General features: G+C 62.3%; 7 protein-coding genes. 3 read left to right on the forward strand and 4 right to left on the reverse strand.

Features of this window, described 5'->3' with window-relative positions; genetic code table 11:
• Positions 1 to 9: 9 nt before the first annotated feature.
• Both ptsP and nagE read left to right on the forward strand, forming a co-directional pair.
• Positions 10 to 2,544: a phosphoenolpyruvate--protein phosphotransferase gene (gene ptsP / locus AAGQ88_RS21265; RefSeq protein ID WP_342653481.1), complete on the forward strand. Its 2,535-nt coding sequence runs from the start codon at positions 10 to 12 to the stop codon at positions 2,542 to 2,544.
• A gap of 33 nt (positions 2,545 to 2,577) precedes the next feature.
• Positions 2,578 to 4,263 carry an N-acetylglucosamine-specific PTS transporter subunit IIBC gene (nagE, locus tag AAGQ88_RS21270; RefSeq protein WP_342653482.1) on the forward strand — a complete coding sequence of 562 codons (1,686 nt, stop codon included), beginning with the start codon at positions 2,578 to 2,580 and terminating at the stop codon, positions 4,261 to 4,263.
• Between the two features lie 126 nt (positions 4,264 to 4,389).
• Here the strand turns inward: nagE and AAGQ88_RS21275 are convergent, their stop codons facing one another.
• On the reverse strand, positions 4,390 to 4,701 hold the full coding sequence (locus AAGQ88_RS21275) for a YqfO family protein (RefSeq protein ID WP_342653483.1): 312 nt from the start codon (positions 4,699 to 4,701) through the stop codon (positions 4,390 to 4,392).
• 6 nt (positions 4,702 to 4,707) lie between these two features.
• On the reverse strand, positions 4,708 to 8,607 hold the full coding sequence (gene purL / locus AAGQ88_RS21280) for a phosphoribosylformylglycinamidine synthase (protein WP_342653484.1): 3,900 nt from the start codon (positions 8,605 to 8,607) through the stop codon (positions 4,708 to 4,710).
• Positions 8,608 to 8,821: 214 nt separating this feature from the next.
• Here purL and mltF point away from each other — a divergent pair, with 214 nt between their 5' ends.
• Positions 8,822 to 10,282, forward strand: coding sequence for a membrane-bound lytic murein transglycosylase MltF (gene mltF, locus AAGQ88_RS21285; protein WP_285422444.1), 1,461 nt, complete (start codon positions 8,822 to 8,824; stop codon positions 10,280 to 10,282).
• Between the two features lie 83 nt (positions 10,283 to 10,365).
• Here mltF and tadA read toward each other — a convergent pair whose 3' ends face one another.
• Both tadA and AAGQ88_RS21295 read right to left on the reverse strand, forming a co-directional pair.
• Positions 10,366 to 10,848 carry a tRNA adenosine(34) deaminase TadA gene (tadA, locus tag AAGQ88_RS21290; protein ID WP_342653485.1) on the reverse strand — a complete coding sequence of 161 codons (483 nt, stop codon included), beginning with the start codon at positions 10,846 to 10,848 and terminating at the stop codon, positions 10,366 to 10,368.
• Entirely contained in the window at positions 10,848 to 12,221 is a 1,374-nt protein-coding gene (locus AAGQ88_RS21295; RefSeq protein ID WP_342653486.1) for a multicopper oxidase family protein, read from the reverse strand. The genes tadA and AAGQ88_RS21295 overlap by 1 nt, the downstream gene beginning before the upstream one ends.
• Positions 12,222 to 12,330: the final 109 nt, after the last annotated feature.

Raw genomic sequence — 12,330 nt, forward strand, 5'->3', positions numbered from 1 at the left:
GACGATGTCATGCACAACAATAAACAAATGACGCTCAGTGCCCCGTTCAGTGGTGCCGTGATCACGCTGACACAGATTCCGGACCCCGTGTTCGCCAACGGCGCGATGGGCGATGGCGTGGCCATCGACCCTCTGGACGATGTGCTGCACGCTCCGTGTGCAGGCGTGATCATCAACATCGCGCGCACCCGCCATGCCATCAATCTGCGCGCTGACAACGGCAGCGAATGGCTGTTGCACGTCGGTATCGACAGCGTCGAACTGGAAGGTGAAGGCTTTGAGGCGCTGGTCAAGGAAGGTCAGCGTGTGACTGAAGGGCAGCCGCTGCTGCGCATTGATCTGGATAACGTGGCGCGCCACAGTCGCACGTTGATCAGTCCGCTGATCCTGCTCAACAGCGACCGGTTCACCTTGAGCCTGGCGCACACCTCAGGTCCGATCAATGTCGGCGAGCCGTTGATGACCATGACCGCGGTGGCCCGACATGAACAAGACAGCCCTTCATCCGATATTCGGGCCAGACAGGTGCGGGGCAGCATTCGTGTCGCTCACACTGGCGGACTGCACGCACGCCCGGCTGCACTGGTGCGCCAGACCGCGCGGCAGTTTTCCAGCCATGTCGAACTGCACTTCGCCGGGGCCAGCGCTTCCACCGACAGCGTGACAGGGCTTATGGGACTTGGCATCGCCGAGCAGGATGAGGTGGAAGTGGTGTGCCTGGGCCACGACAGCGAAGTCGCGCTGCAAGCGCTGCTCAAAGCGCTGTCGACGCCCTCCCCCGATGAAAAACTTTCGCCACCGGTCACAGCCGATCTGCCGCGCACTGAGCATGCCGAGCGCGAGCCCGGCGTCATGATCGGCGTCACCGCGTCTCCGGGCCTGGCGAGCGGTCCGCTGTTCCGCCTCGACACGATCGAACTGGGCGACGATCCCGGTGGCCATCGTCCTGATGAGCAACGGCAAATCTTCACCGAGGCGCTGGCGCAGGTGCGCGCCGACATCAGCGGCTCCCTCGATCACCAGAATCATGAGCAGAGCGCTATCTTCGCCACTCATCTGGCGATGCTCGAAGACCCGGCTTTGCTCGGCATTGCCCACGATGCCATCGACCTCGGTCACAGCGCCGGCCATGCATGGAGCGAGGCGGTGCTCAGGCAATGCGCGGTGCTGGAAAACCTCGATAATTCGCTGCTCGCCGAACGAGCCAACGACCTGCGAGACCTGCGTCAACGCGTGCTTCTGACCCTGCTGGGCGACGCCCGTGACGTCGAGGTGCCACCGGGCGCCATCGTCGTTGCCCGGGAACTCACACCTTCGGACTTGCTGATGCTGGCCGAATGCGGCGTCGGCGGAATTTGCCTGGCCGATGGCGGCGCGACATCGCACGTCGCCATTCTTGCCCGCGGCCAGGGCTTGCCGTGTGTTGTGGCGCTGGGCGCGACGCTGCTGGACGTGGCCATCGGGCAGGAAGTCGTGCTCGATGCTGACAATGGTCGCCTTGAACTGAGCCCCGATGAGGCGCGCCTGCGCGGAATTCAGGGCCTTCGCAGTCAGCGCTTCGAGCAGCGCCAGCTTCAGCAGCAACACGCGCACTTGCCTGCGCTGACGCAGGATGGGGTGAATATCGACGTCGCCGCGAACGTTGCCTCCCGCGCTGACGCCGAGAACGCCCAGCTCAATGGTGCCGACGGCGTGGGCTTGTTGCGCACCGAATTCCTCTTCGTCGACCGCAGCACCGCCCCTACCGAGGACGAACAACGGGCGGCCTATCAAGCCGTTCTCGATGCGATGGACACAAAGCCGGTGATCATCCGCACCATCGACGTCGGCGGCGACAAGCAGCTCGAATATCTGCCGCTGCCAGCCGAGGCCAATCCGGTGCTGGGGCTGCGCGGTATCCGCCTGGGCCAGGCCCGGCCTGAGCTGCTCGATCAACAGTTGCGTGCCTTGCTGCGGGTTACGCCGCTGGCGCGCTGCCGCATCCTGCTGCCGATGATTACCGAGGTCAGCGAGCTGCTGGCGGTGCGCGGGCGTATCGATGAACTGGCTCAGGCGCTGGGCCTGACGGAGCGCCCGCAACTGGGCGTGATGATCGAAGTGCCCTCGGCGGCGCTGATGGCCGAGCAACTAGCCGAACACGCGGATTTCCTCTCGATCGGCACCAACGACCTGTCGCAGTACACGCTGGCGATGGACCGGGACCATGCCGGCTTGGCAGCCCGGGTCGACGCCCTGCATCCTGCCCTGCTGCGGCTGATCGCCATGACCTGCGACGCCGCCCACAGCAAAGGTCGTTGGGTCGGCGTATGCGGCGCATTGGCGTCAGACCCGCTGGCTACGGCCGTGCTGATTGGCCTCGGCGTGCGCGAACTGTCGGTGAGTCCGCCAAACGTCGCGCAGATCAAGGCGCAGGTGCGCGAACTCGACACTCGCCATTGCCAGACACTGGCCCACCACGTGCTGAATCTGAGCGGTGCCGAAGCAGTGCGTGAAGCCTGCCGCACCTTCCAGACCCAAGTCGTGGCGCAGAAAAACATCGCCTGAATAACAAGAACGAGAACCTCAAGGAGAGACGCCGTGTATCAACACTTCATCGAAGGTCTGCAACGGCTGGGCCGCGCACTGATGCTGCCCATTGCGATCTTGCCGATTGCCGGCCTGTTGCTGCGCCTGGGCGATACCGACCTGCTGGACGTCGCGATCATCCATTCGGCCGGCAACGCGATCTTCAGCAACCTGGCGCTGATCTTCGCCATCGGCATCGCGGTCGGTTTCGCGCGGGACAACAACGGCACCGCCGGCCTGGCGGGCGCGATCGGTTATCTGGTGATGACCTCGACGCTGAAGGTGCTCGATCCGCATATCGACATGGGCATGCTTGCCGGGATCATCGCGGGGCTGCTGGGTGGCGCGATGTACAACCGCTTCAAGGACATCGCCCTGCCCGAATACCTGGCGTTTTTTGGCGGCAGGCGCTTCGTGCCGATTGTCACGGGGCTCTCGGCGGTGGTGCTGGGGCTTGTGTTCGGCCTTATCTGGCCGCCGGTGCAGGCAGGCATCAATGGTCTGGGCCAGTTGATGCTGGAAAGTGGCAGCGTCGGTGCGTTTTTCTTCGGGGTGTTCAACCGGGTTCTGATCGTCACCGGCCTGCATCACATCCTCAACAATCTGGTGTGGTTCGTGTTCGGCACGTTCACCGACCCTGAAACCGGGCGCGCGGTGACCGGCGATCTGGCGCGCTATTTTGCCGGTGATCCTCACGCCGGGCAGTTCATGACCGGCATGTTCCCGATGATGATCTTCGGCCTGCCGGCGGCGTGTCTGGCGATGTACCGCAATGCGCTGCCCGATCAACGCAAACTGATCGGCGGGATTCTGCTGTCGATGGCGCTGACATCGGCGCTGACCGGCGTCACCGAACCCATCGAATTCGCGTTCATGTTCCTGGCGCCCATGCTCTATGTGCTGCACGCCCTGCTCACCGGGCTGTCGATGGCGCTGACCAACCTGCTCGATATCCACCTGGGATTCACCTTCTCGGGCGGGGCGATCGACATGGCGCTGGGCTGGGGCAAGTCCACCAACGGCTGGCTGGTGTTCCCCGTCGGTGCGGCGTATGCGCTGATTTACTACGTCGTGTTCGACCAGTGCATCAAGCGCTTCAACCTGAAAACGCCGGGCCGTGAGCGGGTCGCCAGCGCGTCCGCCCAAGTGGCTAAAAGCGACCGGGCAGCCGCCTACATCAATGCGCTGGGAGGCGCTGAAAACCTGTTGAGCATTGGCGCCTGCACCACCCGCCTGCGGCTCGAAATGGTCGACCGCAGCCTGGCAAACGATGCTGACTTGAAAGCCCTGGGTGCGATGGCGGTGGTCCGACCTGGCCATGGCGGGAGCCTGCAGATCGTCGTCGGACCGCTGGCCGACAGCATCGCCGATGAACTGCGCGACGCCGTGCCGCTGAAGAGCAAGAGCCCTCGCCCCGCCACCGTCGATGCGTCGGCCACACAACAACCTGTCGATGCCGGACAGGCGGCACAATGGTTCAAAGCGCTTGGCGCAAAAGGCATCGTCTCGGTGGAGTGCGTTGCACTGACCCGCCTGCGCGTACAGTTGAAGGACGGACAATCCCTGGCGGCGAATCAGCTCGACGCTCTCGGGTGCCAAGGCCTGAGAAACCTCGGCAATGGCGTGTGGCATGTTCTGGTGGGGAATGGCGCTCAAGGGCTGAGCGAGGCGTTGCGGGGGATGGTGAAAGCCGGTTGATACATCGATCACATAACCGCATGTGATCTGTACGGAGCGAGCTTATTTGCGGGCGTCGGGTCAAGCACAGGTCAGTGTTCTCGCGAATGGATTCGCGGTGGCAGACGTTTGCGCTGACAGACAATCTCAGAAATCTTCCAGCCTCCACACTTCATAAGCCGGGGTTTCGTAGGGGTGGCTGCTTTTCAGGGCAGCCACGACCTGCTGGATCATCTGATCGGCGACGACAAGCTCGACCTTCCACTCCTGAACCTGCTCGATCTCGCCGGCCTGCCCAATGAACGGCTGGCTGCCGTCCAACGGGCGAAACTGGCCCTGACCGAGCACCTGCCATGAGCAGCTGTCGTAAGCGCCGATTCGCCCCGCACCGGCGGCGAACAACGCACGCTTGACCTCTTCCACATGGCTCGGCGGTACGAAGAAGGCGAGCTTGTACATCCCTTATCAGTTAACCCAGACGCGAGCATTGCGGAACATGCGCATCCACGCGCCGTCTTCAGCCCACTCATCCGGACGCCACGAGTTGTTCACTGCACGGAACACGCGCTCAGGGTGCGGCATCATGATGGTGACGCGACCGTCGCGAGTGGTCAGGCCGGTGATACCGCGCGGCGAGCTGTTCGGGTTGGCCGGATAGGTTTCAGTGACCTTGCCGTGGTTGTCGACAAAACGCATCGCCACGGTGCCGGACAAATCGCTTTCGAGCAGCGCTTCGGACGACTTGAACTCCGCATGGCCTTCGCCGTGGGCGATGGCGATCGGCATGCGCGAACCGGCCATGCCTTGCAGGAAGATCGACGCCGATTTCTGGATTTCGACCATGGCCACCCGCGCCTCGAACTGCTCGGAGCGGTTACGCACGAAGTGAGGCCAGAATTCGCTGCCCGGAATCAGTTCGCTCAGGTTGGACATCATCTGGCAACCGTTGCACACGCCGAGGGCGAAGCTGTCGCTGCGCTCGAAGAAGCCCTGGAAGGCATCGCGGGCACGGCTGTTGAACAGTGCGGATTTCGCCCAGCCTTCGCCTGCACCCAGGACGTCGCCATAGGAGAACCCGCCACAAGCGACCAGACCCTTGAAGTCGTTCAGGTCGACACGACCGGCGAGGATGTCGCTCATGTGCACGTCGACGGAAGCGAAGCCTGCGCGGTCGAAGGCGGCTGCCATTTCGACCTGACCGTTGACGCCCTGCTCGCGCAGCACCGCCACTTGTGGGCGAACGCCTTTCTTGATGTAAGGCGCGGCGATGTCTTCGTTGACGTCATAGCCCAGCTTCACGCTCAGGCCAGGATTGTCTTCTTCGAGCAACGCATCGAATTCCTGATCGGCGCAGTCGGCGTTATCACGCAGACGCTGGATCTGATAGCTGGTTTCAGTCCACTGGCGTTGCAGCAGGCGACGATCGCCTTTGAACAATTGCTCGCCATTGAGGCTGACGATCACTTCACTGTTGTTGACCGGCTTGCCGATCACGGCAACGCAATCTTCGCCCAGTCCGGCAGCGCTGAACTGCGCCAGCACCAGCGGTGTTGCGTCCTGACGCACCTGAATCACCGCACCCAGCTCTTCGTTGAAGAGGATCGCGGCGGCTTTTTCACGCTTGCCGGTGAGGGTGTCCAGTTCCAGGTCCAGACCGCAGTGGCCGGCGAATGCCATTTCCAGAGCGGTCGCCATCAGGCCACCGTCGGAACGGTCGTGGTAGGCCAGCAGATGGCCGTCAGCGTTGAGGCCCTGAATGACGGCAAAGAACGCTTTCAGGTCTTCGGCATCATCGACGTCCGGCGCAGCGTTGCCGAGCTTGCCGTGGGTCTGGGCGAGAATCGACGCGCCCATGCGGTTCTGGCCACGACCCAGATCGATCAGGATCAGGTCGGTCACACCCTTGTCCATGCGCAACTGCGGGGTCAGGGTCTTGCGAATGTCAGTGACCGGTGCGAAACCGGTGACGATCAGCGACAGCGGCGAGGTGACGGTCTTCTCGGTGCCTTCATCGCTCCAGCGGGTCTTCATGGACATCGAGTCCTTGCCCACGGGGATGGTGATGCCCAGCTCAGGGCACAGCTCCATGCCGACCGCTTTCACGGTGTCGTACAGACGCGCGTCTTCGCCCGGATGGCCAGCAGCGGACATCCAGTTGGCCGACAGTTTGATGTCGGAAATCTTGCCGATGCTCGACGCTGCGATGTTGGTCAGGGTCTCGCCGATCGCCATGCGGCCGGAAGCCGGCGCGTCCAGCAGCGCCAGCGGGGTGCGTTCACCCATCGCCATCGCTTCGCCGGTGTACACGTCGAAACTGGTGGCAGTGACCGCGACGTCAGCCACAGGCACTTGCCACGGGCCCACCATCTGATCGCGATTGACCAGACCGGTGATGCTGCGGTCGCCGATGGTGATCAGGAAGCTCTTGCTCGCCACGGCCGGGTGATGCAGCACGCGCTGAACGCTTTCTTCGATGTCCAGAGCACTCGGGTCGAAGTCGTCGCCCAGCTCGGACTCGCGATTGGCCGAACGGTGCATGCGCGGCGCTTTGCCGAGCAGGACTTCCAGTGGCATGTCCACCGGGCTGTTGCCGAAATGGCTGTCGGTGACGGTCAGTTGTGGCTCTTCGGTCGCCTCGCCGACGACGGCAAACGGGCAACGCTCACGTTCGCAGATGGCTTTGAAACGCTCGAAGTCCGGGGCGCTGACGGCCAGCACGTAACGTTCCTGGGATTCGTTGCTCCAGATTTCCAGCGGCGCCATGCCCGGTTCGTCGTTCGGCACGTTGCGCAGTTCGAAACGACCGCCACGGCCACCGTCGTTGACCAGTTCAGGGAACGCGTTGGACAGACCGCCCGCGCCGACGTCATGGATGAAGGCGATCGGGTTGGCATCGCCCAGCTGCCAGCAGCGGTCGATGACCTCTTGGCAACGACGCTCCATTTCAGGGTTTTCACGCTGAACGGAAGCAAAATCCAGATCGGCCGAGCTGGTGCCGGTCGCCATGGAAGAAGCGGCGCCGCCGCCCAGGCCGATCAGCATTGCCGGGCCACCCAGCACGATCAGCTTGGCGCCGACGGTGATTTCGCCCTTCTTGACGTGCTCTTCGCGGATGTTACCCATGCCGCCCGCCAGCATGATCGGTTTGTGGTAGCCACGAACCTCTTCGCCACGCGGGGTGGTGATCGATTGCTCGAACGTGCGGAAATAGCCAGTCAAGGCCGGACGACCGAATTCGTTGTTGAACGCAGCGCCGCCCAGCGGGCCTTCGATCATGATGTCCAGCGGCGTGACGATGCGCTCGGGTTTGCCGTACGGCTTTTCCCAAGGCTGTTCGAAACCCGGGATATTCAGGTTGGAAACGGTGAAACCGGTCAGGCCGGCCTTCGGCTTGGCACCGCGACCCGTCGCGCCTTCGTCGCGGATCTCGCCACCGGAACCGGTCGATGCGCCCGGGAACGGGGCAATCGCCGTCGGGTGGTTGTGGGTTTCGACCTTCATCAGGATGTGCACCGGCTCCTGCACCGCGCCGTACTGGCGAGTTTCAGGGTTCGGGAAGAACCGACCGGCAACGTTACCGACGATGACCGACGCGTTGTCCTTATAAGCAGAAAGGACACCTTCGTTGTGCATCTGGTAGGTGTTCTTGATCATGCCAAAGAGGCTTTTTTCCTGGCTCTGGCCGTCGATGTCCCAACTGGCGTTGAAGATTTTGTGACGGCAGTGCTCGGAGTTCGCTTGCGCGAACATCATCAGTTCGATGTCATGCGGGTTACGCGCCAGGCCGGTGAATGCGTTCACCAGATAATCGATTTCGTCTTCAGCCAGGGCCAGGCCCAGTTCGACGTTGGCCTTTTCCAGCGCAGCGCGACCGCCGCCCAGCACGTCGACAGCCGTCAGCGGCTTGGGCTCGGCATGGCTGAACAGACCGGCAGCGTCTTCCAGCGCGCCCAGCACCAGTTGGGTCATGCGGTCGTGCAGGCTGTCGGCGATCAGTTGCGCCTGAGCGTCGCTGAACTGGCCTTCTACATAAAAGGCAATGCCGCGCTCAAGGCGCTGGATCTTGGTCAGGCTGCAGTTGCGCGCGATGTCGGTGGCCTTGCTCGACCACGGCGAGATGGTGCCAAAACGCGGCAGCACCAGGAACAGACGACCGCGAGGCTCTTGAACCGGCACGCTCGGGCCGTATTTCAACAGGCGGGCAAGCACTTGCTGCTCGTCTTCGGTCAGGACGCCGTTGACCTCAGCGAAGTGGGCGAATTCAGCGTACAGGCCACTGACAGCGGGAACTTTATCGTTCAGCTGCTCAAGTAATTTCTTGTGGCGGAAGGCGGAAAGGGCGGGAGCACCACGCAGGATCAACATCGTCGGGACAGCCTCGGGGAAGGGGGTGTGCTTTGAGGCCGTGCATTCTAGCCTAAACCGGCCCTTTCGGCACCCGAAACGACGGCATCGAACGCAGCCGAATGTCGGTGCGAGGCTGTCGCCTAGACAAACGGGTAAAAAAACTGCTCGCCTATCAGACGCAGCTCTCGCTGTCGAGATATGGCGGTATGGCTCCTTTGCGTATACTGCACCGATGTTTTCCCAATCAGATTTCCGCCCACGCTGTGCCAAGTGGCTCATCGCAACCGGAATCTTCCTGCTGCTCGGCGCGTGTGTGGAGAAACCCAACACGCTTGAACGAGTCAAGGAGGATGGCGTTCTGCGCGTCGTCACCCGCAACAGCCCGGCGACCTACTTCCAGGATCGCAACGGTGAAACCGGTTTCGAGTACGAACTGGTAAAGCGTTTCGCCGAAGATCTGGGAGTGGAGCTGAAGATCGAGACAGCTGACAACCTCGACGACCTGTTCGACCAGATGAGTAAACCCGGCGGCCCGGTGCTGGCTGCTGCGGGCCTGGTCAGCACTGAAAACCGCGCCAGACAGGTGCGTTTCTCGCACTCTTATCTCGAAGTCACCCCTCAGGTCATTTACCGCAACGGCCAGTCTCGCCCCACTGATCCGGGCGATCTCGTGGGAAAGCGCATTCTGGTGGCCAAGGGCAGTAGCCACGCCGAGCAACTGGCGGCGCTGAAGCTCAAGTATCCGGGCATCAATTACGAGGAGTCCGATCAGGACGAAGTCGTCGACCTGCTGCGCATGGTGGACGAAGGCCAGATCGACCTGACGCTGGTGGATTCCAACGAGCTGGCGATGAACCAGGTGTACTTCCCTAACGTGCGCGTGGCCTTCGACCTGGGCGACGGTCGCGATCAGCGCTGGGCGGTGGCGTTGGGCGAGGACAACAGCCTGCTCAACGAGATCAACAGCTTCCTCGACAAAATGCAGAAGAACGGCATGCTGCAGCGGCTCAAAGACCGTTATTACGGGCATGTCGACGTGCTGGGTTATGTCGGTGCGTACACCTTCGCTCAGCACTTGCAGGAGCGCCTGCCCAAGTACGAGAAGCATTTCCAGTCAGCGGCCAAGGAAGAACAGGTCGACTGGCGCCTGCTGGCGGCCATCGGTTATCAGGAATCGCTGTGGCAGCCGAGCGTGACTTCGAAGACCGGCGTGCGCGGCCTGATGATGCTGACCCAGAGCACCGCGCAGGCAATGGGTGTTTCGAACCGGCTCGACGCCCGGCAGAGCATTCAGGGTGGCGCGAAGTACTTTGCCTACGTAAAGGATCAGCTGGATGACTCCATTCAGGAGCCTGATCGCACGTGGTTGGCGCTTGCGTCCTACAATATCGGCACCGGCCACCTGGACGACGCGCGCAAGCTGGCCGAAAACGAAGGCCTGAACCCGAACAAGTGGCTGGACGTGAAGAAGATGCTGCCGCGTCTCTCGCAGAAGAAGTGGTACAGCAAGACCCGCTACGGCTATGCCCGCGGTGGCGAGCCGGTCAGTTTCGTCGCCAACATTCGCCGTTATTACGACATCCTCACCTGGGTGACTCAGCCGCAGATGGAAGGCGGCCAGGTGGCGGAAGGCAGTCTGCATGTGCCCGGCGTCGACAAGACCAAACCGCCTGAAGAAAAGGCCCCGATGTAAGCTGGCCGCCATGCTCACTGTCGGCGCACGCGGCTCCTCAGGTTATTCGGCAATTGTCAGAGCCGAATCAGGCGCGCCCTTGATTATCCCTTCGCCCTTCTCATCCTGAAAAACTCGCTCAGCATCGTCCCGCACTCCTCGCCCAACACGCCGCCCTCGAACAGCACGCGATGGTTGAGAAACGGTTGAGTGAAAAACTGCCCCTGACTCTGCACCACACCGGCTTTCGGCTCCGTTGCGCCGTAGACCACTCGGCTGACCCGCGAATGCACGATCAGACCCGCGCACATGCTGCACGGCTCAAGCGTCACGTAGAGTGTGCTGCCCGGCAGACGATAGTTGCTGACAGCCTGTGCGGCTGCGCGAATGGCGACCATTTCGGCGTGGGCGCTGGGGTCGCTGCCACTGATCGGGCAATTGAAGCCACGACCGATGATCACCCCGTCATGCACCAGCACCGCGCCCACCGGCACCTCGCCCAACAACGCCCCTTCTGCCGCCAAGGCCAGTGCTTCTCGCATGAAATGCTGATCGCGGCTGCGATCGATAATTTGCGGCTGCCGCATTAAGAAACCTCGATAGCTGCCATAAGACCGGTCTCCATGTGATCGATCACATGGCAGTGGAACATCCACACGCCGGGATTATCCGCTACCAGCGCAACGCGTGCGCGCTCGTTTCGCCCCAACAGGTAGGTGTCGGTGAAATAGGGGATCACCGTCTTGCGGTTGGACGCAATGACTTTGAAGCTCATGCCGTGCAGGTGAATGGGATGCTGGTACTGCGTCATGTTTCTGAGCTCGAAGATGTAGCTCTTGCCCTTCTGCAGTTTGGCGATTGGCCGGTCGGCACAGGTTTTATCCGTGATGTCCCACGCCTTGCCGTTGATCTGCCACAGGCTTGGGGGCTGGCCGTTTTCAACGTTGACCGACATCGAGCCGGCCCACTCGAAATTGAAGTTGAGCTTTTCGGCATTCGCCAGATCAGGTTCAGGAAGCGGGTTGGCCGGCAGCTCAGGAGGCCATTCGCCCGGACTGTCGCCGTTGACGACCGATCGGAACGTGCCCAGTCGCACAGGACCATTACGCAGGGCAAGCGTCTGGCCGGCCGGTGGCGCCTTGATTGCCAGGCAAATGCGCATGCCCGGACCGAGCCAGTAATCCTTGCCCAACGGCCGCGGCTTCACCGGATTGCCGTCCAGCGCATAGATCATCGCTTCGGCGCCCGGCAGGTTGAGGCGATAGGTGACGGTGTTATCCAGATTGAGAATCCGCACACGTGTGATCTGTCCGGCCGGCAGATCGATCACGCCCTGAGGCACACCGTTGAGGGTCGAAAGCCTGCCTGCGGTGCCTTCCCGCGCGGCCTCACGGGTCACGCTGAAGTCCGTGAAAGCCCCCTGCTCGTCCACGTGCCAGCTTTTGAGGCTGACCACGCGTTCATGCGCAAACCCGGTGGGTTCGCGCTCCTCGACGATCAACGGCCCGATCAGTCCCCGGCCCAGTTGTTCACTGCTGCTGACATGAGGGTGATACCAATAGCTGCCTGCGTCGGGGACGCGGAACCGGTAGTTGAAATATTCGCCCGGTTTGACCGGCAGCTGCGACACATAGGGTACGCCGTCCATTTCCAGCGGCAGGCGGATGCCGTGCCAGTGGATGGTGGTCTCGACCGGCAGCCGATTGATGAAACGCACCCGTAGCCACTCGCCCTGCCGGATGCGCAGCTCCGTGCCGGGCGCCGAACTGCCGAACGCCCACGCCGGGGTCTTGTAACCGGGGACCAGTTCAACGTCCAGCGGCGCGGCGATCAGCTCGTAATCATGCCCTTCGCCCGGCCCGGCGCGACCGAGCCAGTACCTCGACACGCCACCGGCGCCCAACCCGACGACGGCAAGACCGGCCAGACCTCCGAGAATTTGTCGACGGGTAAAAGACATGTGCGCGCGAGCCTCAGAACCACAGATGACGCACCGGTCAGCCGATGCGGGGCGAACACGATACACCTGCGTTTACACAAAATTAAGGCTGAGGGGGGTGTAGTACATA

This window comes from Pseudomonas sp. F3-2, assembly GCF_038804275.1.
Taxonomy (GTDB): Bacteria; Pseudomonadota; Gammaproteobacteria; order Pseudomonadales; family Pseudomonadaceae; genus Aquipseudomonas.